General features: G+C 59.8%; 24 protein-coding genes. All 24 read left to right on the forward strand.

Going from position 1 to position 25,373, the window contains the following annotated elements; translation table 11 throughout:
* Positions 1–198: 198 nt before the first annotated feature.
* The 24 genes from A6M21_RS04190 (at position 199) to dapG (ending at position 25,322) form a co-directional block, all read left to right on the forward strand.
* Positions 199–768, forward strand: coding sequence for an HPP family protein (locus tag A6M21_RS04190; RefSeq protein WP_066666615.1), 570 nt, complete (start codon positions 199–201; stop codon positions 766–768).
* 305 nt (positions 769–1,073) lie between these two features.
* Complete coding sequence (locus tag A6M21_RS17765) at positions 1,074–1,640, forward strand: CBS domain-containing protein (protein WP_151191792.1); 567 nt, start codon at positions 1,074–1,076, stop codon at positions 1,638–1,640.
* A 156-nt stretch (positions 1,641–1,796) separates the two neighbouring features.
* Positions 1,797–5,483, forward strand: coding sequence for a nitrate reductase subunit alpha (locus A6M21_RS04200; protein ID WP_066666616.1), 3,687 nt, complete (start codon positions 1,797–1,799; stop codon positions 5,481–5,483).
* The gene (gene narH, locus A6M21_RS04205; protein WP_066666617.1) at positions 5,473–6,921 is read left to right on the forward strand and encodes a nitrate reductase subunit beta; all 1,449 of its coding nucleotides are present in this window, start codon (positions 5,473–5,475) and stop codon (positions 6,919–6,921) included. Before A6M21_RS04200 ends, narH begins: the two co-directional genes overlap by 11 nt.
* Positions 6,922–7,134: 213 nt before the next feature.
* Positions 7,135–7,485 carry a nitrate reductase molybdenum cofactor assembly chaperone gene (gene narJ / locus A6M21_RS04210; RefSeq protein WP_066666618.1) on the forward strand — a complete coding sequence of 117 codons (351 nt, stop codon included), beginning with the start codon at positions 7,135–7,137 and terminating at the stop codon, positions 7,483–7,485.
* 7 nt (positions 7,486–7,492) lie between these two features.
* Entirely contained in the window at positions 7,493–7,951 is a 459-nt protein-coding gene (locus tag A6M21_RS04215; protein WP_161485999.1) for an MFS transporter, read from the forward strand.
* 189 nt (positions 7,952–8,140) lie between these two features.
* The gene (locus A6M21_RS04220) at positions 8,141–9,031 is read left to right on the forward strand and encodes a 4Fe-4S dicluster domain-containing protein (protein WP_066666620.1); all 891 of its coding nucleotides are present in this window, start codon (positions 8,141–8,143) and stop codon (positions 9,029–9,031) included.
* A 172-nt stretch (positions 9,032–9,203) separates the two neighbouring features.
* On the forward strand, positions 9,204–10,205 hold the full coding sequence (gene asrA / locus A6M21_RS04225; RefSeq protein ID WP_066666669.1) for an anaerobic sulfite reductase subunit AsrA: 1,002 nt from the start codon (positions 9,204–9,206) through the stop codon (positions 10,203–10,205).
* The gene (asrB, locus tag A6M21_RS04230) at positions 10,198–10,989 is read left to right on the forward strand and encodes an anaerobic sulfite reductase subunit AsrB (protein WP_066666621.1); all 792 of its coding nucleotides are present in this window, start codon (positions 10,198–10,200) and stop codon (positions 10,987–10,989) included. Before asrA ends, asrB begins: the two co-directional genes overlap by 8 nt.
* Positions 10,990–11,006: 17 nt before the next feature.
* On the forward strand, positions 11,007–11,993 hold the full coding sequence (gene asrC / locus A6M21_RS04235) for a sulfite reductase subunit C (RefSeq protein WP_066666622.1): 987 nt from the start codon (positions 11,007–11,009) through the stop codon (positions 11,991–11,993).
* Positions 11,994–12,016: 23 nt separating this feature from the next.
* Positions 12,017–13,054, forward strand: a complete 1,038-nt coding sequence (locus A6M21_RS04240) for a uroporphyrinogen decarboxylase/cobalamine-independent methonine synthase family protein (RefSeq protein ID WP_066666623.1) — start codon at positions 12,017–12,019, stop codon at positions 13,052–13,054.
* A 53-nt stretch (positions 13,055–13,107) separates the two neighbouring features.
* On the forward strand, positions 13,108–13,365 hold the full coding sequence (locus A6M21_RS04245) for a type II toxin-antitoxin system HicA family toxin (RefSeq protein ID WP_242868756.1): 258 nt from the start codon (positions 13,108–13,110) through the stop codon (positions 13,363–13,365).
* A gap of 71 nt (positions 13,366–13,436) precedes the next feature.
* Complete coding sequence (locus tag A6M21_RS04250) at positions 13,437–14,180, forward strand: polysaccharide deacetylase family protein (RefSeq protein WP_066666624.1); 744 nt, start codon at positions 13,437–13,439, stop codon at positions 14,178–14,180.
* Positions 14,181–14,459: 279 nt separating this feature from the next.
* Complete coding sequence (locus A6M21_RS04255; RefSeq protein WP_066666625.1) at positions 14,460–15,755, forward strand: D-alanyl-D-alanine carboxypeptidase family protein; 1,296 nt, start codon at positions 14,460–14,462, stop codon at positions 15,753–15,755.
* A 413-nt stretch (positions 15,756–16,168) separates the two neighbouring features.
* Complete coding sequence (locus A6M21_RS04260) at positions 16,169–17,446, forward strand: M16 family metallopeptidase (RefSeq protein ID WP_066666626.1); 1,278 nt, start codon at positions 16,169–16,171, stop codon at positions 17,444–17,446.
* A 224-nt stretch (positions 17,447–17,670) separates the two neighbouring features.
* Entirely contained in the window at positions 17,671–18,009 is a 339-nt protein-coding gene (locus A6M21_RS04265) for a hypothetical protein (RefSeq protein ID WP_242868757.1), read from the forward strand.
* Positions 18,010–18,089: 80 nt separating this feature from the next.
* Complete coding sequence (locus A6M21_RS04270; protein ID WP_066666672.1) at positions 18,090–18,359, forward strand: YlmC/YmxH family sporulation protein; 270 nt, start codon at positions 18,090–18,092, stop codon at positions 18,357–18,359.
* Between the two features lie 362 nt (positions 18,360–18,721).
* On the forward strand, positions 18,722–19,702 hold the full coding sequence (locus A6M21_RS04280) for an SDH family Clp fold serine proteinase (protein ID WP_066666628.1): 981 nt from the start codon (positions 18,722–18,724) through the stop codon (positions 19,700–19,702).
* 137 nt (positions 19,703–19,839) lie between these two features.
* Entirely contained in the window at positions 19,840–20,013 is a 174-nt protein-coding gene (locus A6M21_RS18630) for a hypothetical protein (protein WP_161486000.1), read from the forward strand.
* A 198-nt stretch (positions 20,014–20,211) separates the two neighbouring features.
* Positions 20,212–21,012: a 4-hydroxy-tetrahydrodipicolinate reductase gene (dapB, locus tag A6M21_RS04285; RefSeq protein ID WP_066666673.1), complete on the forward strand. Its 801-nt coding sequence runs from the start codon at positions 20,212–20,214 to the stop codon at positions 21,010–21,012.
* Positions 21,013–21,125: 113 nt separating this feature from the next.
* Positions 21,126–22,046: a dipicolinate synthase subunit DpsA gene (dpsA, locus tag A6M21_RS04290; RefSeq protein WP_066666629.1), complete on the forward strand. Its 921-nt coding sequence runs from the start codon at positions 21,126–21,128 to the stop codon at positions 22,044–22,046.
* 161 nt (positions 22,047–22,207) lie between these two features.
* Positions 22,208–22,795 carry a dipicolinate synthase subunit B gene (locus A6M21_RS04295; RefSeq protein ID WP_066666674.1) on the forward strand — a complete coding sequence of 196 codons (588 nt, stop codon included), beginning with the start codon at positions 22,208–22,210 and terminating at the stop codon, positions 22,793–22,795.
* 278 nt (positions 22,796–23,073) lie between these two features.
* Positions 23,074–24,099: an aspartate-semialdehyde dehydrogenase gene (locus A6M21_RS04300; RefSeq protein WP_066666630.1), complete on the forward strand. Its 1,026-nt coding sequence runs from the start codon at positions 23,074–23,076 to the stop codon at positions 24,097–24,099.
* Positions 24,096–25,322: an aspartate kinase gene (gene dapG, locus A6M21_RS04305; RefSeq protein ID WP_066666631.1), complete on the forward strand. Its 1,227-nt coding sequence runs from the start codon at positions 24,096–24,098 to the stop codon at positions 25,320–25,322. Before A6M21_RS04300 ends, dapG begins: the two co-directional genes overlap by 4 nt.
* Positions 25,323–25,373: the final 51 nt, after the last annotated feature.

The raw sequence follows: 25,373 nt of genomic DNA on the forward strand, positions 1-25,373 counted from the left end.
GTTTTGTATTTTCGGCAAACTATAGGCGGAGGCGGCCGCCTTTTTGTAATTCAGGGGTATTTACATTTTTGCCGCCATTCGGGCGGGACAGCCCTATCAGGGGAAAAAGATCATTGTTGTAGTGTGTTCTCCGTCACAGCAACCAGTGCAGTTATATGATAAATTAGCCCCAAAAGACGGAAAGGGGAGTGGAGCCGGTTGTCAACGGAAACCGCTTTGGACGCCGGAGGCAATGAAGACGCGCGGTCCGGTGTCGCCGCTTATTTTTTGAAAATGAAAGGGGAAAAACGGGTTGCTCCTCTGGCCGCACCGCCCGCTTTGGACCTGTTTGTTTCCTGGTTGGGCGCTTTTGCCGGCATAAGTGTGGTGGCCATGCTGACGCTGGTTTATAAAATGCCCATGCTTGTGCCTTCATTCGGCGCTTCCGCCGTGCTGATTTACGGCGTGCCCGAAGTGCCTCTGGCCCAGCCCCGTAATGTGATCGGCGGGCACGTTGTCTCGGCCGCCACCGGAGTGGTCGTCTACGCGCTGTGCGGCCTCACCTGGTGGTCCGCGGCGATGGCCACGGCGCTGGCCATCGCCCTGATGCTGGTCACCAAAACAGCGCACCCGCCGGGCGGCGCCACGGCTTTGGGGGCGGTCCTGATTAAAGCTTCCCCGCAGTACATACTCGCGCCGGTGGCCCTGGGCGCCGTTATCCTGGTAGCCGTCGGACTGCTCGTAAACAATCTTTCACCTCACCGCCGTTATCCGCGCTACTGGTTGTAAAGCGGGCCGGTGGCGGCATGCCGCGCTGCGGAAAATGACATTCTGCGGGCAAGGGACACGGCGAGGCCGGCGCCTGCGCCAACGGGGAGCGGGGTAAGCGCCGGAGCAGTTTTTATGGACGCTGCGCCGCTCTACTGCGGATCGACGGCAAAGCCGGCGGTGGGATGCCGTCAGTCCATTGTACGTGAATCGCCCCCGCCGGGCGCAGTCCCGTTTGCCGGGGAGGCGGGACAGAAAAAACGCCGGTGGATACAGCCGGCCGGGCCCGGACCGCGGCGCCCAAATTTCCAAAGGAGCTGAAAACTATGACCACTCAACCGCACATACTGCCGGAGGACCTGGAAGCCGCCCTGGGAGAGCTGGGGGAAGTGGTGGATATTACAACCGAAGATCTGATGAAGATTATCAATCTCACTCTTGACGAGGCGGAAAAGCGCAGCCGGACCTTTGAAGGCAGGGAGCGGGCGGGCCAGATTATGAAGAGCCCGGTAATCACCTGCAAACCCGATACGCCGGTGGAAGAGGCGGCCAGACTGTTGCTCGAACACGACATCCACTGCCTGCCCGTGGTGACGGAAGGGGAGAAACTGGCCGGCATCGTCACCGAGTCCGACCTGATGTTCCAGTTTTCCACCGTACCGGTGAGCGGCTCCATCAAGGATCTCTTTTCCCGCAAGCGGGCTCACCGGACCGGTCGTCTGGCCGGCGAAATCATGGTCCACCGGGTGGCCACCGTACATCCGGACGATCCAATTCAAGCCGCTGTCAACCTCATACTCAAGCACGGCTATGGGAGAATTCCGGTGGTGGACCACGAAAATAGACTGGTGGGCATCGTGGCCCGCAAGGATATACTGCACTTTTTGAAATAACTGCCGGAAAACCATACCGCGGGCGGTCCTTCTGCAGCGGACGCTCTGAAAATAGCGGGTTCGTAATGAATCGTATGCGAATTGTTTTCGTTTTCTGATGGTGCCGAAAAAGCGGCATGGCGTTCAACTGGAAAAAGTTATCGCTGGGGGATGAATATGGCGGAAAAAAAGTCGCCCTTGCTTAACAAACTGCGTTTTTTCCGGCCCCGGGAGCGGTACGCCGGCGGCTGGAGCGAAGCGTCGCCCGGCGGCCGGGAATGGGAGGAGGCCTACCGCGCCCGCTGGCAGCACGACAAAGTGGTCCGCTCCACCCATGGCGTCAACTGCACCGGTTCGTGCAGCTGGAATATATTTGTCAAAGACGGCCTGGTCACCTGGGAAAACCAGTGCACCGACTACCCCTCCACCGGTCCCGGCATGCCTGAATTCGAACCCCGGGGCTGCCCCCGGGGGGCGGGCTTTTCCTGGTATCTCTACAGTCCCCTGCGGGTGAAATATCCCTATGTGCGGGGTGTACTCATGCAGATGTGGCGGGAGGAACTGGCGGTTGCCGGCGATCCGGTGGCCGCCTGGGCTGCCATTGTGGAGGATCCGGAGCGGGCAAAGCGCTACAAATCCGCCCGGGGGAAGGGCGGGTTCGAGCGCGCTTCCTGGGACGATGTGCTGACGCTGACTGCGGCGGCGCTCATTTACACAATCAAGAAATACGGCCCGGACCGCGTCTTCGGCTTTTCCCCCATACCGGCCATGTCCATGGTCAGCTACGCCGCCGGCTCCCGCTTTCTTTCGCTGATCGGCGCCCCGCTGCTCAGCTTCTACGACTGGTACTGCGACCTGCCTCCCGCTTCGCCTCAAATCTGGGGTGATCAGACCGACGTACCGGAAAGCAGCGACTGGTTCAACGCCGGCTACCTGCTGGTTTGGGGATCCAACCTGCCCATGACCCGCACCCCGGACGCCCACTTCATGACCGAAGCCCGCTACCGGGGCACCGGGGTGACGGCCGTCAGCCCCGACTACGCCGAATACGTCAAATTCGCCGACCACTGGCTGGCCCCCCGGCCGGGCACCGACGCCGCCCTGGCCCTGGCCATGGGACACGTGATATTAAAAGAATTTTATGTGGACAAACCGGACGAATACTTCATCCATTACGCCAAAAATTACACCGACCTGCCTTTTTTGATTATTCTGGAAGATAAAGACGGAGCACTGACGGCCGGCCGTTTCCTCAACGCCGCCGATCTGGGCATCAAAACCAATAATGCGGCATGGAAAACGGTGGTCTTCGACGCAAGCGCCGGGAAACCGTGCGTACCCCGGGGCAGCCTGGGCTTTCGCTGGGGCGGGCGGGGCAAATGGAACCTGCACCTGCAGGACGAAGACGGCCGGCCCATTGAGCCCGGGCTGGGCCTTTTGGGCGTGGAAGACGCAGTGGTCACGGTAAAGCTGCCTTATTTTGAACCGGGCGGCTGCCGGATGCTGGAGCGGGCCGTGCTGGCCAAACGCCTGGAAGTCGATGGGGAAGCTGTCTACGTGACCACAGTCTACGATCTCGTCCTGGCCAGCTACGGCATCGACCGAGGGTTGGGGAACGGCTCTCCCGGCAGTTACGACGATCCCGCGCCGTTTACCCCGGCCTGGCAGGAGGCAATTACCGGGGTGGACCGCCGTGAAGTGATCAAAGTCGCCCGGGAGTTCGCACAAAACGCCGCCGAAACCAAAGGACGCTCCATGATCGTGATGGGGGCGGGGATCAACCACTGGTACCACGCCGACACCATCTACCGGGCTATCATCAACCTGCTTCTGCTGACCGGCTGCCAGGGAGTCAACGGCGGCGGCTGGGCGCATTACGTGGGCCAGGAAAAACTGCGCCCGGTGGAGGGCTGGCAGACAGTGGCGTTTGCCCGCGACTGGTCACTGCCGCCCCGGCTGATGAACGGCACCAGCTTCTTTTATTTCGCCACCGGTCAATGGCGCTATGAGGACGGGCCGGTGGAAAAGCCGGCCCCGCCCCCGGTGCCGGCGCCGCGCTACCGGCACTGCGCCGATTACAACGTACTGGCGGCCCGCCTGGGCTGGTTGCCCGCCTATCCCCAGTTCGACTCGAACCCCCTGGAGCTGTACCGGCAGGCGGTTGCACACGGGGCCAAAGCGCCGGCGGAAGTCGCCTCCTATGTTGCCGGCGAACTGAAAAAGGGTACATTGCGCTTCGCCCTGGAGGATCCGGACGACCCGCGCAATTTCCCCCGGGTGCTGTTCGTCTGGCGGGCCAATTTGATTTCCAGCTCCGGCAAGGGGCACGAATACTTTTTAAAACACCTGCTGGGCACGTCCAACGGGCTGTTGGAAGACGACCGGGCAGGCCTGCGCCCGGAGGAAATAAAATGGCATGAACAGGCGCCGGAAGGCAAGCTGGATTTGCTGGTGGACCTGGAGTTCCGCATGTCCGGTACGGCCCTGTATTCCGACATCGTGCTGCCCGCCGCCACCTGGTACGAAAAGAGCGATCTGAGCAGCACGGACATGCACCCCTTCGTCCACCCCTTCAACCCGGCCGTGCCGCCCCAGTGGGCATCCCGTTCCGACTGGGACATCTTCAAAGAGTTGGCCCGGGTTTTCAGCGGCCTGGCGAAGCGCCATTTCGACGGGCCCTGCCGGGAAGTGGTGACCACGCCCCTGATGCACGACTCGCCGGACGAACTGGCCCAGCCCGGCGGCCGCATCCGGGACTGGCGCCGCGGCGACGGGGAACCGGTGCCGGGGCGGACCATGCCCCACATCCATGTGGTGGAGCGGGATTATTCCCTGGTTGATGCTAAAATGACCGCCCTGGGGCCGCTGGCCGGGGAAAAACCGCTCGGGGTCAAGGGCATTGCCTGGCCGGCGGCGGAAGAATACCAGGCGTTAAAGCAAATGCTCGGTACGGTCCGTACGCCCGGGGTGGCCCGGGGCTGTCCGGATATCAGCACGGACCGCCGGGCGGCCCAGGCCATCCTAACCTTGTCCTCCACCACCAACGGCCGGGTGGCAGTACGTGCCTGGCAGTCCCTGGAGGAAAAAACCGGCCTGGAGCTCAAGGATCTGGCGGCGGAAAGGGCCGAAGACCACTTTACCTTTGACGGCATCACCAGCAAACCGGAGACGGTGATCACTTCCCCCGCCTTCAGCGGATCGGAAAAAGGGGGGCGGCGTTACTCCCCCTTCACCACCAATGTGGAGCGGCGCATCCCCTGGCGCACGCTTACCGGGCGCCAGCATTTCTACCTGGATCACGAGCTGTTGTTGGAATTCGGTGAAGCGCTAGCCACCTATAAACCGGTGCTGGCCCACCGGCCCTTCAATCAGCCGGGCGGCCGGCCGCAGGCCAAAGGCAGGGAACTGGTTTTGAACTACCTGACGCCCCATAATAAATGGTCCATCCACAGCATGTACTTCGACGCCCTGCCCATGCTCACCCTTTTCCGGGGCGGGCCGGTCATCTGGTTGAATAAAGACGACGCGGACGGGGCGGGCATTGGCGACAATGACTGGATCGAATGTTTCAACCGCCATGGGGTGGTGGTGGCCCGGGCCGTGGTCACTCCCCGGCTGCCCCGGGGGATGGCTTACATGTACCACGCCCAGGACCGCACCATCAACGTGCCCGGCACGGCGATCACCGGTGAGCGGGGGGGCACCCACAACAGTCCCACCCGTATCCATGTAAAGCCCACCCACATGATCGGCGGCTACGCCCAGCTCAGCTACGGCTTCAACTACTACGGTCCCACCGGCAACCAGCGTGACCTGAACGTAATTGTGCGCAAACTGGAGGGGGTTGACTGGCTTGAGGATTAAAGCACAGACCGCCATGGTGATTAACCTGGATAAATGCCTGGGCTGTCACACTTGCAGTGTCACCTGCAAAAACACCTGGACCAACCGCCCGGGGGCGGAGTATATGTGGTGGAACAACGTGGAAACCAGGCCGGGTACCGGCTACCCCAAACAGTGGGAGAACCAGGATAAATACCGGGGCGGCTGGCTGCTCAAAAACGGCAAACCGGCACTGCGCGCCGGCAACCGGGTCAACCGGCTGCTGCACATTTTTCATAACCCGGACCAGCCGTTGCTGGATGATTACTACGAACCCTGGACCTATAACTACGAGCGGCTGACCGGCCAACCCGCCGGGCGGCGCCAGCCGGTGGCCCGGCCGGAATCACTGCTCGCCGGAAAATACATGGACCTGACCTGGGGGCCGAACTGGGAAGATGATCTGGCCGGGACGCACATCACCGGGCTTCAAGACGCCAATCTGCGCGGAGTGGAAGAAGCGGTGTGCCGGGACTTCCAGCGCATCTTCATGGCCTACCTGCCCCGCACCTGCGCGCACTGTCTCAACCCGGCCTGCGTGGCGGCCTGCCCCTCCGGCGCCATCTACAAAAGAGACGAGGACGGCATTGTGCTGGTGGACCAGCAGGCCTGCCGGGGCTGGCGATTTTGCGTCTCGGCCTGTCCCTATAAAAAAATCTATTATAACTGGCAGACCAATAAAGCGGAAAAATGCATTTTCTGTTTTCCCCGGCTGGAGTCGGGCCTGCCCGCCACCTGCGCCGAAACCTGCGCCGGCCGGGTGCGCTACCTGGGGCTGGTGCTCTACGACGCGGACGCAGTGGCGGAAGCGGCTGCCGCCCCGGAAGAAAAGGAAATTTGCCGGCGGCAGCGTGACATTTTCCTGGATCCCGCCGGGCCAAATATTATCCGGCAGGCTGAAGCGGACGGCATTCCCGCGGACTGGCTGGAAGCGGCCCGGCGCTCCCCCGTCTATAAACTGGCGGTGGAGTGGGGGGTGGCCCTGCCCCTGCACCCGGAATACCGCACCCTGCCCATGGTCTGGTATATACCGCCTTTGAGCCCGCTGGCCGCGGCTTGTGGGGGCGGGCAAAACACCCTTTTCCCGGCTGTGGACGAAATGCGGTTGCCGGTGCATTACCTGGCCAACCTGCTGGCGGCCGGGGACGGCGCCCCGGTGCGTGCGGTACTGAAAAAACTGATTGCCTTGCGTATCTATATGCGTGCTCTGAACCTGGGCAAAGAACCGGACCGGCGGGTACTGGCGGACAACGGCCTGGACGAAGAAACCGCCCGGGATATGTATCACCTGCTGGCCGTAGCCAAATACAGCGACCGCTTCGCCGTTCCCCCCGCCCACCGGGAATTGGCGGCCGGCCTGGCGGTGAAGCAGGGGAGTTGCGGTCTGGATTTCCGCGCCGGTCCCGCCGCCGGACGGTGAAGGGGCGGGTGACATGCTTTGGGGTCCGGGAAAGGTTGTGGCGGGCGGCCGGCCACCCGGTTCTGGTAAACAGGTAGGGACCGGCCTTGCAATCCGTTAAAAAGTGATCTGTGGTTGGCCGGTCTTTTATCCGGTAAAGGTCCGGCCGGGGAACTGTTCCCCGGTCCGTATTGACACAGCGGACGTCCTTTGGCCCGGGAAGGGGAATGGCGAATGAAGAAAGAAACGGCACGGCGAATTTTCCGGCTGGCTTCCCTTTTGTTCCAATATCCCGATGAACACTGGTGGAAGGAGCTGGCGGATCTCCACCGGGAGATGACAGTGCTGCCGGACGGGCCGGCGGCTGGCGCTTTGGCCCGTTTTATGGACATCGTGACACGGACTGACCGGCCGGCCTTCAGTCAAGCCTATGTAGAGACTTTCGATTTTGGCCGGCAGGCCGGTCTTTATCTGACTTGTTCCCGTTATGGCGATGAGAGGCAGCGGGGGGATGCGCTGCTGGCTCTGAAGCAGCAGTACGCCCGGGCCGGCCTGGTTTCCCATTTACTGGAGCTCTTTCTTTAAAGCACCAGTGATCACGGCCGGCCTGCTCACGGCGGTTTACTCCATGCTCACTTCCCTGATCCGGGTTTGGGGCGGGGGTGTATCCGACAAAATTGGCGGTGCGCGTACGGGTGTGCTGGCACTGACCGTAATGCTGATCGGGGCGCTGGTGATGACTTTTTCCCACGCCTACCTGCTTTCCCTGATTGGGGAGATCGTTATGGCTTTCGGTATGGGCGTGGCCAATGCGGCCGTATTCAAGCTGGTACCCCAGGCGGTGCCGGAAGCCGTGGGCGGGGCCACCGGCTGGGTCGGCGGCCTGGGCGCTTTCGGCGGCTTCGTCATCCCGCCGCTTTTGGGCCTGTTCGTGCAGCATTACGGCGGCAGCGGCTACGCCCTGGGCTTTCTCATCTTCATCATCCTGTCCGTTGCTGCCCTGACCATCCTGCGCAGTTTCGGTAAAACGGCGTGCACGGCCGGAACCTGAGCGTGAAAAAGCGCGGCCGTGCCTCATTGTATCAAAATGCCGGTCCGGCAGGCTCTTTTTTCATGTGACCCTGATCACTGTAGAGAGAATGCAAATGGGTGTATAATATCCAATGAGTGAAGTTTCTATAAATCTTTGGGCCGCTATTTTTGTTTTTCCTGTAATGGCGGCCTGTAGCGGGGTGAGCATATGCGGTACGATATGAACCCGGGCCGTCCGCCTTTTGCGGAAGGCGGCGACCTGTTCACCATCACCAGATGTCCCACCTGCCCCAATGCCGTCATCGATACCGCCCGGGCGGAAGAGCTCATGCGGCGGGTGATGCTTGAGCATGACTTCAACGCCCGCCTGAAAAAGCGCATCCATACAAACCGGCCGCTGCACCATCAACTGCTGCACCTGGCCGTGGCCGGCTGCCCCAACTCCTGCAGCCAGCCCCAGATCAAAGACTTTGCCGTGCAGGGACAGACCGTGCCGGAAGCGGTTGACGGCTGCATTCTTTGCGGCAGTTGCGCGGAGGCCTGCCCGGAACGTGCCGTGGTTTTAGTAGAGCCCCGCCCTGACGGTGCTGTGGCGGCAGATGCCTCCCCCGGTGTTTCCGCGGTGGCGGAAGACTGCCCCGGCGGTGCCGCGGCGGGTGATGCCTGCCCCGGGAGCGAGGCCAGAAAGGATGCCGCACCCGGCGGTGCCATTGCCCCGGATCACGTGGGGCCGTCAACCGGCCGGGAGAAAAGTTTAAACTGCGGCCTGCCCGGGGAGCATGCCGCCGGGCGGGACCAGGTGCACATCGACCGGGAGAAATGCCTGAACTGCGGCCAGTGCGCGCGCGCCTGTCCGGCCGGGGCGCTTACGGCTGTGCGTACGGGTTACCGTGTGCTGGCCGGCGGACGGCTGGGCCGTCATCCGGCCCTGGCGCGGGAGGTGCTGCCTATGGCCACGGAAGAGGAATTGGCCGGCCTTTTGGGCGCGGCGGTGGATCTCTTTCTTACTGCAGGCCACCCCGGCGAGCGCTTTGGCGCCCTGCTGGACCGGGTGGGAATGGCAAGGCTGGTTGATAGTTCAAACCGGTGCAGCAGGTGAATGCAGTCCGCAATTGACGGGGAAGGCGCCTTACGGTTACGCCGTAATTCGGGTTCTGACGCAGAATCTGTTTCGCATGCCGGAAATCGCAATCCGGTGGTGCTTTTACCGGCAGCCGGCCCGTGCGGACCGTGCGCCAATCGACCTTTTCACGAATGGAGGTATGCAGCCCATGGGCTTTGCGCTGACCACGGAACAATTCGATGCCTTTTTGGCCGGCCTGGCGCGGGACTACGACATTTACGCCCCCAAGCGCCTGGCCGGCAAGGGTGCCTTTTCCGGCACCGATCTAATTGCTTACGCGCCGGTGCAGTCGCTGGCCGAAATCGTTTTCGACCGGAAAACATTTTATTCACCTAAAGAAATACTCCTGCCAATCAGCCAGACACTGTTTTATTTTACCGAGGAAGCCTACCGCGAACCGCAACAGCAGCAGCGGCCGGTGATTATTTTCCTGCGTCCCTGCGACGTGCACGCGGTCAAGCGGCTGGACCAGATCTACCTGCACAACGGCGATCAGGCCGACCCCTATTACCGGGAGCGCCGGGAAAAGGTCAAATTTTTCGTCATGGAGTGCACTGAAGGTTTTGACAGCTGCTTTTGCGTCTCCATGGGCACCAACCGCACCGGTGAATATGCGGTGTTTTTGCGTTTGGAAGCGGACCGGGTGCTCTGCGACGCCCGGCCGGAATTCACCCCGGCCCTGGCCGCTTATGGCCGGGAAGCGCCCTTCACCCCGGCCTTTATTGAACAAAATAAAATCAGCGTAAAGACGCCGGAAAAAATCGCTCCGGCCGTTTACGGCCATCCGCTGTGGAGCGAATACGACAGCCGTTGCATCGCCTGCGGCCGCTGCAACGTCTGCTGTCCCACCTGCACCTGTTTTACCATGCAGGACATCTTTTATGAAGACAACCCCCGCTGTGGCGAGCGGCGCCGGGTATGGGCCGGTTGCATGATCGACGGCTTTACCGATCTGGCCGGCGGCCACAGCTTCCGGAACAAATACGGCGAACGCATGCGCTTCAAGGCACTGCACAAAGTTTACGACTTTAAAAAGCGCTTCGGCGATCACATGTGCGTGGGCTGCGGCCGCTGTGACGATGTCTGCCCGGAATATATTTCCTTTTCCCGGATCATCAACCGGCTGGCGGAGGTGAGTGACGATGAATAACCCCTATCTGCCCGTCAAAGCGAAAATCCTGGATATCCAGAAGCAGACTGCCATTGACTACACCTTCCGCCTGGCCGCCGGCCTGCACGTACAGAGCGGCCAGTTTGTGGAGTTATCCATTCCCCGGGTGGGCGAGGCGCCCATCTCGGTCAGTGACTTTGGCGACGGCTTCATCGAAATGACCATCCGCCGGGTGGGCAAACTGACCAACGTAGTCCACGAGCTGAAACCAGGGGAAGAACTGTTCATCCGCGGTCCTTACGGCCACGGCTTCCCCCTGGAGCAGTTCCGCGGCCGGCACCTGGTGGTCGCCGCCGGCGGCACCGGCCTGGCCCCGGTGAAGAGCGTGCTCAACCGCTATTACCACAACCCGGAAGAAGTGAAAAGCCTGAACCTGCTGGCGGGCTTCAAATCGCCGGCGGACGTTCTGTTTGCCGCCGAACTGGAAAAATGGGCGCAAAAGTTTTCGGTTACTGTTACTGTGGACAAAGGGGACGAAAACTGGACCGGCAATGTGGGCCTGATCACCGGGTATGTGCAAAAGCTGGTTCTGTCCAATCCGGCCGGGACGCAGGTGATTGTGGTCGGCCCGCCCCTGATGATGAAGTTCACCATCCGGGAAATCCTGGGTCTGGGGGTGCCGCCGGAAAACATCTGGGTTTCCTTTGAGCGCAAAATGTGCTGCGGCCTGGGCAAATGCGGCCACTGCAAGATCGGCGACACCTACGTCTGCCTGGACGGCCCGGTCTTCAACTACACCCGGGCCGGCCAGTTGGTGGATTGACGAAGGGGGGAGCGCAAATGGACGTCAATACGAAAAAAATAATCAAAAATGCCTGGCGGGTGACCAAAGAGCGCGGCGTCACCTGCCTGCGCATCCGCGTGCCCGGCGGGCACCTGGAAGTAAAGTACCTCGATCTGCTCAAAGAGATCGCCGAAAAATACGGCAACGGCACAGTGCACCTGACCACCCGCCAGGGCTTTGAAATACCGGGCATCCAGATGAATAAGATCGACGAAATCAACCAGATGCTTGCTCCGGTCATCCAGGGTCTGGAAATGGAACTGGGCGTGCCCGTAACGGACGAAACCGCGGGCTACCCGGCGGCCGGCACCAGAAATGTTGCAGCCTGCATCGGCAACCGGGTCTGTCCCTTCGCCAACTTCGATACCACGAAGCTGGCCGGTAAAGTGGAAGCTTTAATTTACCCCAACGACTTTCATGTCAAAATTGCCATTTCCGGCTGTCCCAACGACTGCATCAAGGGTCACCTGCACGACATCGGCGTCATGGGCATGGTTGAGCCCGTTTACAACCAACAGCGCTGCATCGGCTGCCAGGCCTGCGTGAAAAACTGCCGCCAGGTGTCCACCGGCGCCTTGAGCTTTGTCAACTACAAAGTGCGCCGGGATCCCCTGCGCTGCACCGGCTGCGGCGAGTGCGTGCTCAAGTGTCCGGCGGCCGCCTGGACGCGGGGCAAACAATCCTACCGCCTGGTGATCATGGGCCGCACGGGCAAGAAAAACCCCCGCCTGGCCCGCCCCTTCCTGGAGTGGGCGGACGAAACCGTGGTGCTGCAGGTGATCAAGAACATGTACGCCTACATCGACCGGCATATCGACCGCAGCCTGCCCAAGGAGCATGTGGGCTACATCGTCGACCGCACCGGCTATCCGGTCTTCCGGGAAGAAGCGCTGGCCGGCGTGACCCTCAACCCGGAGGCGCGGGTGGCCGCCTGGATGGACTGGAGCGGCTACCGTTATGAACGCACCAGTAATATGGTGTAACAGTGATTGAAGGGAGGCCTGTCATGAAAAAATTTACCGGCAACTGTCTGATTACGGCCATGGGCATACTGCCCCACGACAATTTGGAGCAGGCAATGGATGTGGCCCTGTCCGTGGACATACCCTTCTGGCCGCAACTGCCCCGCTTGAGCTTCTACGAGGACATGTACGTGCAGATCAGCGAGCATTTCCCCGGCATGCGGGTGTACGAGGACCAGCTGCGGGTGCAGCTTTCCCAGCCGGCCTTTTACGAGGAACTGATGGATTACGCCGTAAAGAGTGAAAACGACGAACTGTTCAAACTTTCCCCGGCTTACTCGGTGGCATTGGACGCTTTTCTGTCCCGGGACCTGTCCGCATATTACGCCATCCGGGGGCAGACCATCGGCCCGATCAGCTTCGGCATGAAGATTACCACTGAAGACTTGAGACCGATCATCTACAACGACGACGTGCGGGAGTTCCTGTTCGACTTCATCGCCCGCAAAGTGAATGTGCAGTACCGTCAGCTCAGGGCCGTGCATCCCAACGCTTTCGTCTGGGTGGACGAACCGGGCCTGGAGATTATCTTCGGCTCTTTCGCCGGCTATACCAGCGACCGGGCTAAAAAGGACTTCCTGCGATTTTTGGAGGGGCTGGAAGGACCGCGGGGCGTGCACCTGTGCGGCAATCCGGACTGGTCTTTTTTGCTCAGCGGCCTGGACCTGGACATTCTTTCCCTGGATGTCTTCGGCAACGGCGAAATTTTTTCCCGCTATGCCGGCGAGGTGAAACAATTCCTGGACGACGGGCACATCATCTGCTGGGGCATCGTGCCCACCCTGACCGAGGAATTCAGCGCGGAAAGCGTGGCCTCACTGGCCGCCCGGCTGGAAGAGGTGTGGGACCGCCTGGCGGCCAAAGGGATAAGCAAAGAACTGATCGTCAGCCAGGCCTGGCTGGCCCCGGCACGCTGCTGCCTGATTAACGCCGACGGCCACGCCACGGTGGAAAACGCCTTCGCCTCCCTGCGGGCGGTGGCGGAGCACCTGCGTAAAAAATACGGCCTGCCGCCCGGTTAAAAAAATGGAACGGGGCATGACTATCGGTTATAATATGTTCAGAGGTGGTTGTTATGCCTTTGCTGACGGCTTTTACCGGTGCGGCCATGCATGAAGCAAAGTATAAAATACTTGGCGACGGGACCTTTTGGGCGGAAATTCCTTCCTGCCCGGGTGTGTGGGCCAATGAAGCAACTCTGGAGAAGTGCCGGGAGGAACTGCGCGAAGTATTAGAGGAATGGATTAATGTAGGGGATATAAATGTTTCACTGCTGAAAGAGATTTTAAAGCAGGCCGGTATTACAGAAACCGAATGGGAAAAAAGCAGGTAAAGTAGACATGTTCCACTTTCATCCGGCATAGGAATACTTTAGAAACATTGCCGGAAGAGGTGGCACTTTCCATGCATGTATACGTTTTAAACCGTCAGCGCGTGTGGCGCGGGGTTGTTTTAACCGGCCTGGGACTGATGCTGCTGGCCTGGGGATACTGGTTCGACCACACCCTGCGCCGCACTGTGCCGGCGTCCGCCATGCAGCCGGTCTACCAGGGCAGCGCCGAACAAAAAGAAGTGGCCCTCACCGTGAACGTCTTCTGGGGGGAAGAGTACCTGCCGCGCATGCTGGCCATTCTGAAAGAAGAAAATGCGCCGGCCACTTTCTTTATCGGCGGCCAGTGGGCGGAACAGTTTCCCAGGATGGTACAGGAAATCGCCGGGCAGGGCAATGAAATCGGCAATCACGGCTATTCCCACCCCCACCCGGATCAGCTTTCCGTGGCCGGTAATCTGAATGATATCCGCCGGGCGGAGGAAATCCTGGCCAAAATCAATGGTTCGCGTCCGCAGCTTTACGCCCCGCCTTACGGCGAACACGGCCCGGCTGTGCTGGAGGCCTCCCGGGACGCCGGCTGCCGCACCATCCTGTGGAGTGTGGACACCATCGACTGGCAGAAACCGTCGCCGGAAGTAATCAGCCAGCGGGTGCTGGGCAAAGTGCACAACGGGGCGATCATCCTGATGCATCCCACCGCGCCCACGGTGGAGGCGCTGCCCGGCCTGATCAAGGAGCTGAAAAAGCAGGGTTACCATCTGGTCACCATATCCACCATGCTCAAGCACATGGAGGGGGAAAAACAAGACAGGTAGAAAAAAACCGGCGCCGGCCGGTTTTTTCGCTCCTGATGAACTTCTTTATCCATGTCCGGCAGGCCGGGAATGTCATACCGGAGCAGCAAACTTCCGTAATATTATTTATAGTCAATGGCTGTCAGTGTCCGGCACAAGGGCACAGGTTTTCCATAACGGGTTCTATAAACAGTTACGGTATCATATTTATTTAAACCGGGCAATTTAGAACCATCCCGGCGTATCACCCGCCAGGCGGTACGCCGCGCAAGTTTGATAAGTTTCAAGGGGTGGTTCGCTTTGCGCCGTTTTTTGATCCGGTTGAGATTGCTTGCTTTGGTTCCCGGCCTGCTGTCCTTCGCGTCAATCCTGATGCTGTGCCTGTACCTGCCGGCCATTGCCGCCGCGGGACAAAAACAGCCGCACAAGCCGGAGCCGGTTTACCCGGCGTTGCTCAACCTGGGGGAAATGCCGGCCGGCACCCCGCCCGTTAATACGGCTCCGTCAATCAGCACCGGTGCAGACGGCAAAAATGCCCGGTCCATTGCCGCCGCGCCGTCCGTCACCGCCGCTGCGGCTGTGCTGATGGATGCCGCCACCGGCCAGGTGCTCTGGGCCAAAAACGCCCGCCAGCCCCGGCCGCCGGCCAGCACCACCAAGATCATGACCGCCCTTTTGGCGCTGGAAGGGGGGAAACTGGACCGGGTGGTCACCGTCGGACCGCATGCGGCGTCAGTTGGGGAAAGCAGCATGCACCTGTTTGCCGGGGAAAAGCTCACTCTGGAGCAGCTGTTGTACGGCGCCCTGCTCCGGTCGGGTAACGACGCCTGTGTGGCCATTGCCGAGCACATCGCCGGCAGCGAGGGCAATTTTGTGCTGCTGATGAACCAGAAGGCGCGGGAACTGGGCGCGTTAAACACGCATTTCTGTAATCCCAACGGACTGCCGGCACAGGGGCATCTGTCCAGTGCCTATGACCTGGCCCTGCTGACCCGCTACGCATTTCAGAACCCGGCATTCAACCGGATTGTTTCCACCCGGACCAAAGACCTGGGCGGCCGCTACTACTTCAATAATACCAACCATTTGCTTTGGAGCTACCAGGGCGCCGACGGAGTGAAAACCGGCACCACCAACGCCGCCGGCAAATGCCTGGTGGCCTCGGCCACCAGGGAAGGGCGGCGCCTGATCACAGTGGTGCTGCACAGCGACGACCGCTATGCCGATACGATGGACCTGCTGGATTACGGCTTTGCCCGTTTCAAAAATGTAAAGGCCTGCCGGGCCGGCGGGATCCTGGCCCAAGTGCCGGTGTCTGAAGGAGTGATGCCGGAGGTGCCGCTGGTTTGCGACCGGGAACTCACTGTCACTGTGCCGGCGGACCGGCCGCAGGTCCTGACCACCCGGGTGCGGACGCTCCCGGCATTGACCGCGCCGGTGGCGGACGGTATGCCCGCCGGTGAGCTTACCGTGCTGGTGGACGGTCAACCGGTGGCCGGCGCCCGCCTGCTCACCGGACAAACAGTGGAGCGGCTGCCTGCTTACCAGTTGTGGTGGGGGCGTCTTACCGCCGGCCGGGAAAAGAGTGAATGCTAAAAAATGGCAGGGGAAAGTCTTAACACGGGAGCACCGGCGCAATAAGCAAAACAACCCTGCTCTAGTTGGCCCTGATCCACGTTTTGATCCGGATTTCGCGGTACTAAATTCGAGAGGGGACAGTCCCCCTTTGGGGTTATATTCCACATGCCTGATAAAATTTTCACTGAAAAAGGGTTTTCCCTTACCGGTGGCGAAAGCAGGAACAATCAGACGGGGGGAAATTCCTTTTCCGATCTAACCCGGGGATGAAATCCCACCTTGCTGATACACAGACACGCATGCGGGGGATGGAGTTCCGTCCGGGTCACCTTTCTAAAATAGGCTTCATATCAACGTTCGACATAATTCGAGATGAGGCAGTCCCCCTTTGAGGGCATTTACCATGGAGAGATTCCAAAGGAGTGGTCCATTTGTATCAAACAGTCACCCTGGATAACGGGGTCAAAGTGCTTACCGAGGATATTCCCTACGTGCGCTCGGTGGTCATCGGCATCTGGGTGAACGTGGGTTCCCGGGATGAAGACCCGCCGGTGGCGGGAATTTCCCATTTTATCGAGCATATGATGTTCAAGGGCACGGAAAAGCGCACCGCCCGGGACATCGCCGAGGAACTGGACGCCGTGGGCGGCCAGCTGAACGCCTTCACCACCAAGGAATACACCTGCTACTATGCCCGGGTGCAGGATAAACACTTCGACCTGGCAGTGGATGTATTGTTTGACATGCTGTTCCACTCCCGTTTCGCCGCCCATGAAATCGACCGGGAACGCAACGTGATCATGGAAGAAATTAAAATGTATGAAGATACCCCCGACGAACTGGTGCACGACGTTTTTGCCACCACCATCTGGCACGGCCACGCCCTGGGCCGGCCGATCATCGGTACCGCAGAGGTCGTCGGTGGCCTGTCCCGGGAAGCAATTTTACAATACTTTCAAAATCACTATGTACCGGAAAACATGGTGGTGGCTGTGGCCGGACACATAGAGCACGGCCGGGTGGTGGAAATGCTGCAAAAATCCTTTGCCGGCCTGGACGGCAGGGCTGCCGCACGTACAATGGTTAAACCGCAGCCGCGCCCGGAGGTCACCTGCCGCACCAAGGACACCGAACAGGTGCACCTGTGCCTGGGCGCTCCCGGGCTGCCCCTGGACGACGAACGCATTTATGTCTTCCAGCTGGTCAACACCATCCTGGGCGGGGGCTTGAGTTCCCGTTTGTTTCAGGAGATCCGCGAGCAGCGGGGCCTGGTTTATTCCGTCTACTCCTATCACAGTTCCTATCATGACGCCGGCCTGTTCGGCATTTACGCCGGCTTGAGCAAAGAAAACGTCGGTCCGGTGACGGAATTGATTTTCAAGGAGATTCGCGACATTCAGCAAAACGGCGTCACCAGTCAGGAACTGCGCCGGGCCAAGGATCAACTCACCGGCAACCTGTGGCTGTCCCTGGAAAGTGTAAGCACGCGCATGAGCAGGTTGGGCAAGTCCCAGCTCTATCTGGGCAAGATTCAAACCCCGGAAGAAATTGTGGCCCGGGTGGAAAAGGTGACCGCGGAGGAAATCAAAGCACTGGCCCGTGACATGCTGCGTCCAGAATTGTTCGCCATGGCCAGCGTCGGACCCTGGGACGACTGCCACGCCCTGAACACCGCCGCCGGCCGGGCCGGGTTGAAAACGGAAGCTTGACAACTGCGGGCGGTGGTGCGTGCGGTCCGCGGTGTTGCAAATGGATGGGAAAGGAAACAATGTCCGGCAAGTTGGAATAAAACCCTTGCCGGCATCTGTTGTTTGATAAGCTGCTTTTAAGCCGCACTTTTTTACGTATAAAGCAATTTGGATGGCGGTCCCGGCCGGGTTCTGTTCTAAAACCTGTCCCGCTCCCATATAAATGCTAACGGGGGTGGGACAAAGTGTTTACCGGGACGTTTGCCCTGGCGCTGATGATTTTGTTGTTTGTCTTATTGTCCCTGCAGGAGCGGGTAAGACTGAGTATGGTGCGGGAAAAGCCTCTTGATCTCGCCGGCAGCAGCCGGCCGTCGCCCTTTTCCGAAGCTGTGGCCGGTCTGGTCGGTACAGCGGGCGGGATTTATCTTTCCCTGGTCTTGCTGACCAGTTTTCTTGAGATACAGATTCCGGCCCGCATACACCTGGGCGGCATGCAGATGGAGCCGCTGGCCGCCTTTTCCATCGCCCTGGCCGTCGTGCAGCCTTTTCTCATTAGGTTCTGGCAGGCACTGCACCGGGCTTGAAGTGCGGTATGGATGAACAAACGGCTCAGGGGCGGCCAATGCCGCTTTTTTACCATTTTGTTTGGCGGAGGGATATATTCATGAGGATGACCGAACTGGCCGGCAAAGAAATTGTTAATATTTACGATGGAGCGCGCATGGGGGTGGTCGGTGAAAGCGACCTGGCTTTCGATGCCGATTCAGGCAAAATCCAGACCATTATCATCCCCCGCCGGAACAACCCGATCAGCTTCTGGTTCGACCGCCAGCACATGGTCATTCCCTGGGAGGCCGTGCGCAAAGTTGGTGCGGAAGTGATCATTGTGGACATCGATCAGGCCAACCCGAACTTTAACCGTTATCCGGTGTGAGTGTGCGGATCAGCCGGGTAGGGCAGTTTGTTCCGGCCGGCAAAAAGTGGCCAGCCCGGGACGAGCAGTGTTTTCATGCCGATCCCGGCGTAAAATGCCGGTTTGCCCGTCCGGACAGGCCGGAGAATGTACCGTTGTGCGCACCCCCGGCCCGGGGGTTAAGTTTTTACGAAAAGCGGTCCTGCGGCGCGGAGATGAATGCAGTTGACAGTGGTGTAATTTCGAGCTATAACCTTTCTTTTTGCCGGTCATACTAATATTACTTGTCCCGCCCGCCCAGGGGGGATTCGCCGTATGCCTCGGGGCAGCGGGAGTTTTTCCCCGCCAACGGCGGCTGACGGCTTGACGTGAAGGAGGACATCATGGGCCGGGAAGAAAGAGTGAAAATAATCCGGGAGATTTCCCGCCGTCGTGCCAGCGGCGTAATCTGCTATCTCACCGGGGACCGGGAAAATGTAAACACGCGCATCGCTCCTGATGTCACGCCGGTGCTCCACCGTCACCTGGAATTGCTCGGCCCGCAGCCGCGCATCGACCTGTTCTTATATACACGGGGCGGTGATGTACTCACTCCGGTACGCCTGGTGCACCTGATCCGGGAATATGCGGAGCACTTCGCCGTGCTGGTTCCCTACCGCGCCTACAGTGCCGGTACGTTGCTCTGCCTGGGGGCCGATGAAGTTGTGATGGGTAAAATGGGTGAATTGGGACCGATTGATCCCAGCGTGGTCAACGCCTTCAACCCCCAGGATCCAGTCAACGCCTGCGCCCGGGTGCCGGTGAACGTGGAGGACGTCTATTCCTACCTTGCTTTGGCCAGGGAAAAAGCTGGCGTCAGTGAAACCTTGCTGCCCGGTATCTTCAACCAACTGGGGGAACGCATCCACCCCCTGGCCCTGGGCAATGTACACCGCAACTACCTGCTCATCCGCTCACTGGCGCACAAACTCCTGCAGTTGCGCCGGCAGCCGCCGGAACCGGACGCTGCCCAGGATATTGTGGATTGCCTGACGGAAAAATTTTACGCGCACAACTATATGATCACCCGCAGTGAGGCCGCCGGGGAAATCGGCCTGCCCGTTACCGCTCCGGAGCGGCAATTGGAAACAATGCTTTGGCGGCTTTACCGGGATTACGCCGACGAACTGGCCCTGGACGAGCCTTTTGATCCGGAGGAATACGTTCACGGTCAGCGCAGCAGTTTCAAGGTGGCGGCGGGTTTGGTGGAGTCGGTGCAGGGACGGGACTGCTTCGTTTTTTCCGGAATCATTGACGCTCCGGAATATCCCCACCATGGACAGATCAACGTAAATATTCAACAGCAGCGCTGGCACCGTGAATAGAGCCGTCCGGCACAGGTGATCCCGTCCGGGAAGGCAGGCGGCGGGGTAACGGGCCTTCGTCCGGCAGTATGGATGGACATGCCCCCGCCGCCGTCAAAATTGGATCCGGCTGCTGCCGGACATAGGGGCGACTTAATTTGGAGGTAAAGATTAATTTCAACTACACCGCCGGAAGTGTCAAGTATTACCTGCTTACCGGCAATTCCGGCTACGCCTCGGCACACTTTCGTTATCCATGCCGGATCAACGGCGTGAACGGCCTGGTGGTGCCCGTAACGCGGCCCGGCAGCGGGCTTGGCCGGCTAAATTAAGCCAGTGGCCGTTTTTTACTTGACAGATCAATATGAATATATAAAAATTATGGTTATAGCATTCGGAAGGGGGGAACTGATTTCCGCTCCCGTTGTCCGGATGCCGGATCAAGGGCAGTTTCTTGTCCGGTGGCTGCACCGGCGGTGGAATGTTCCGGTGCGGCGTCCGCGGGCGGGAAAAAGGAAATCATCAAGCCGTTGATACGTGTCGCTGTTTCAGGAGCGGCCGGACGGATGGGCCGGGAAGTGATGAAAACAATCCGCCGGACCGAAAACATGGAGTTGGCCGGTGCCTTTGATATCAGAGGCGAGGGGCAGGACGTCGGCGACCTGATTCAGTCCGCCGAAACCAGTATAATTGTGCACCGCGATTTGGAGCAAATGCTGGCCGCCGCCAGGCCGGACGTGGTGGTGGACTTCACTGTTCCCGCCGCTGCCGGTGACAACATCAAAGTCATTCTCCGGCACGGAGCGCGGCCGGTGGTGGGTACCACCGGTATCGACGCCGGAACGCTGGAAGAAGTAGAAGCACTGGCCGGTCAATTGAAAACCGGTTGCGTGATTGCCCCCAATTTCGCCCTGGGGGCTATCTTGATGATGCGTTTCGCCGCCGAGGCGGCCCGGTATTTCCCCGATGTGGAAATCATTGAACTGCATCACGACCAGAAAGTGGATGCACCTTCAGGTACCGCCTTGAAAACGGCGGAATTGGTTGCCCGGAGCCGGGGCGAGTTCCACCCGGACCGTCCGGCGGAAATCGAAAAGATTCCCGGCGCCCGGGGCGGACGCTTTGATGGCGATATTCACCTGCACAGCGTGCGGTTGCCCGGGTTGGTGGCCCACCAGGAAGTGATTTTCGGCGGCCTCGGCCAAACCTTGACCATCCGCCATGACTCCATTTCCCGGGAGTCATTTATGCCCGGGGTACTGATCGCTATTCGCAAAGTGATGCATCTGGAAGGAGTGGTCTATGGCCTGGAACACCTGCTCTTTGATTAACCTGCCCGATCCGGGGCACAAAAAACCGTAATCATGCACTGACAAGCACCACCCGTTACTCTCCCTCATATATTGGGGATCAAAACGGAAGTTCCGGGGAGGATTTGCCGGCAATGCAGCCATTACTAAAGGGAATGACGGTGGCCGTTTTGGGTGGCGATGCCAGGGAAGCGGTGCTGGCCGGCCGGCTGGCGGCGCTGGAGGCTAAACTGCAGGTGGTGGGCTTGCCGGTTGAGGGGCCCAATATCACGGTCTGTGCGGACCCGGCCCGGGCGCTTTCCGGCGCCAGGGCAGCGGTTCTGCCGGTACCCGGGATCAATGAGCGGGGGGAGCTGTATTCGGCCTATCCCGGCCGCCCGCTGATCCTGACCTGGGACCTGCTGGCCGTAATGCCGGCCGGCAGGCCGGTGTTTACCGGGGTTGCCCGCCCGCAGCTCAAAGACATGGTTAACCGGGCGAATCTCCATTTGGTTGAATTGATGAAGATGGATGAGGTAGCTGTTTTAAACGCCATTCCTTCGGCCGAAGGGGCCATCCAGTTGGCGATGGAGAAAACTTCCTTTACCATCCACGGCTGCCGCGCGCTGGTATTGGGTTATGGCCGCACTGGCGCTGTCCTGGCGCAGAAGCTTCAAGCCCTGGGCGCCCGGGTGACGGTGGTGGCCAGGGATCCCGTCCAGCGCGCCCGCGCCTTCGCCTGTGGCATGGAATCGGCCGGCTTTGCCGCCCTGACCGGCCTGGTCCGGGATGCCGGTCTCATTTTTAATACCGTGCCGGCTATGGTGTTGGAAGAAACAGTGCTGGCGGCGGCCGACCGGGAGGTGTTGATCATCGACCTGGCTTCCGCACCGGGTGGCACTGATTTTCAGGCGGCCGGCCGGTTGGGTGTGCAGGCCGTCCTGGCTCCCGGCCTGCCGGGTAAAGTAGCGCCAAAAACAGCGGGAGAGATCCTGGCCCGGGTGATCGCACGCTTGCTGGCGGAGCAGTTGATGCGCTCACCGGTGACAGACGCTGCTGAACCGGCATCCGGGTGATTTTACGTCCGGCGGTGAACCGTTTGATTGCGCGATCAGCGCTGTTCGTCACCGGGCCGGCGTCCCAATTCCCGGTAAACACCAGCCCGCCGGCGGAACAGCGACTGATCCGGCCTGCATGCCGTCATCCCCTGCCCCGGTTTTCCATGGAGGTGCTTGTCATGCGCTTGTCTGGTGTGCGGGTGGGCTTCGCCCTTACCGGTTCACACTGTACTCTGGCGGAGGTGCTGACTCAACTGGATTCGCTGGCCAGGGAAGGTGCTGTAATTTATCCCATCATGAGTGAAGCGGTGGATCTGACCGACACCAAATTTGGTCCCGCCGCCCGCTGGAAGGAAATTATCGCCCGGTATACGGCCCAGCCGCTGGTGAACAGTATTGTCGGAGCGGAACCGATTGGGCCGGATAAACTGCTGGATGTGGTGGTGGTAGCTCCCTGTACCGGCAACACCCTGGCCAAACTGGCCTGCGGCATCACCGACGGCCCGGTGCTCATGGCCGTCAAAGCCCACCTGCGCAACTTGCGCCCGGTGGTGCTGGCCGTCTCCACCAACGACGGGCTGAGTATGAACGCCAAGAACCTGGGCCTTTTGCTGAACACCAAACATATTTACCTGGTTCCTTTCGGCCAGGATAACCCGGCTGGAAAACCAAACTCATTGAAGGCAAAGATGGATCTGATCGTTGACACTGTCATTCATGCCCTGCAGGGTAAACAAATACAACCTGTGCTCGTATCCCCGGCTTAAGCCGGGAAGGACGGATGATGTGCGCGGTTTTTTCGCGGCGTCCGTCCGGAAACGAACGGGCACGCATCCGGTGCCATTTGAACCGGAACGGCCGGAAAATAAAAAGCAATCGGCGCCCGTCTCCCCCGGGCCGGTTTTTTTGACCGGTTGCGGGACGGGCTTGACAGATAAAACTAATCATGCGGGTGAACACAGCCGTCCGGCGATCTCCCGGCGGCGCAGCGGTTGGTCTAATAGATGCATACCATATTGAACTGATTTGGGGAGGGAAAGCAGCTTTGCCGGAATATAATGTAGCAGTAGTGGGAGCTACCGGCGCCGTGGGGCAGGAAATTTTAAAAGTGCTGGCCGAACGCCGTTTCCCGGTGAAAAACCTCAAGCTTTTGGCTACCAGCCGTTCGGCTGGAAAACAAATGGTATTTCGCGGTGAAACCCACACTGTGGAGGAAACCCGGCCGGAGTCCTTTGCCGGTATGGACTTCGCCCTTTTCGCCGGCGGCGCGGCCAGCAAGGAATTCGGCCCGGGGGTGGCGGCGCGGGGTTGTGTGGTCATCGACAACAGCAGCCATTTTCGTCTGGATCCGCAGGTTCCCCTGGTGGTGCCCGAAGTCAACCCGGAAGACGTGAAATGGCACCGGGGAATTATAGCCAATCCCAACTGTTCCACCATCATCATGGTGGTGCCCTTGAAGCCGGTCAAGGATGCGGCCGGAATCAGACGGGTGGTGGTTTCCACCTATCAGGCGGTATCCGGGGCGGGCAAAGAGGCCATCGACGAACTGGCCGATCAGACCCGGACTGTGTTGAACGGTGGTGAATATACTCCGAAAGTATTTCCATACCAGATTGCCTTTAATCTTATTCCGCACATTGATGTATTCCAGGAGATGGATTATACTAAGGAAGAGTGGAAGATGGTCAAGGAAACACGCAAGATCCTGCACGACGAAAACATGGCCATTACCGCCACCACTGTGCGGGTGCCCGTTTACCGCAGTCATTCCGAATCGATAAACATTGAAACGGAAAAGAAGCTTACCGCCGCCGGGGTGAAGGAACTGTTGGCCCGTTTTCCCGGCGTGGTGGTGATGGATGAACCGGCAGCCAAAAAGTACCCCATGCCCCTGTACTGCTCGGACCGGGACGAAGTTTTTGTCGGGCGCATCCGGGAGGACAACTCCGTGGATTGCGGCTTGAACCTGTGGGTGGTGGCCGACCAACTGCGCAAAGGTGCCGCCACCAATGCCGTCCAGATCGCCGGATTGGTGGTCCAATACGGCTGCCTGCCGGGTGGTGGGCGATGAAATTTTTGATTCAGAAATTCGGCGGTACTTCGCTGACCGCGCCGGAAATGCGCAGGCGGGTAACGGCCAAGGTGCTGGCCGCGCGGGAGGAGGGCTATACCCCGGTGGTGGTGGTCTCGGCGATGGGACGTCATGGCGACCCCTACGCCACCGACACCCTGCTTGACGTGGCGCGTCAGGCCGGCCGGGAGATCGACGGCCGGGAAAAGGATCTGCTCATGTCCTGCGGCGAAATCATTTCCGGGGTGGTGATGACCGCCACCCTGAACAGTGCCGGCTGTCCGGCGGTGTTTCTCACCGGCGCGCTGGCAGGCATTATTACAGATGAAAGTTTTAACGACGCCCGGATCATCCGGGTGAAACCGGAAAATATCATCAAGCAGGCAAGGGAAGGAAAGGTGGTGGTGGTAGCCGGATTTCAGGGCGTTACCGGGGAAGGGGAGATTACCACCCTCGGTCGGGGAGGTAGCGATACCACGGCGGCGGCGCTGGGTGTGGCCTTAAACGCCGGGTACGTGGACATTTACACCGACGTGGACGGGATCATGACCGCCGACCCGCGTATCGTCAACGAAGCCAAGCCGCTGGATATGGTTACCTACGACGAAATCTGCCAGCTGGCTCATGAAGGAGCCAAGGTGGTGCACCCGCGGGCGGTGGAGATAGTGATGCAAAAAGGCATCCCTTTAAGGGTGCGGTCCACCTTCAGCGACGCCCCGGGCACACTGGTGACCAGTTCCGGGGAAGTTTACAAGGGGGCGATTGACATCGCCCGTGACCGGACCATTACCGGTATTACTCAGATCCCCGACCTGGTCCAGTTCAAAGTGCCGCTGGAAAACGGTTCCGCCGGGCTCACGCAACAGCGCCGTCTGTTCAAGGGCCTGGCCCTGGCGGGGATCAGCGTGGATTTTATCAATGTCAGTCCCGATCTGGCTGTCTTTACCGTGCGGGAGGCTATCTTCCGCAAAGCGGCGCAGGTTTTGGAAAACAACGAATTCAAAGCAGAGATAAACCCCGGTTGCGCCAAAGTGGCCGCCGTGGGCGCCGGCATGACCGGCGTACCCGGGGTGATGGCGGCCATCGTGGACGCACTGACCCGGGAAGGCGTCCAGATACTGCAATCCAGTGATTCCTATACCACGATCTGGATATTAGTGAAGCGGGAGGATATGGAAAAGTCTGTACGGGCACTCTACCGTCAGTTTATGTCTGTTGAATAAAGTTTGTCATTTACTGTATTTGCATGTTTACTTGCTGATCTGTTTCAGATC

This window comes from Desulfotomaculum copahuensis (assembly GCF_001655685.1).
In the GTDB taxonomy this organism is placed as follows: Bacteria; Bacillota; Desulfotomaculia; order Desulfotomaculales; family Desulfovirgulaceae; genus Desulfotomaculum_G; species Desulfotomaculum_G copahuensis.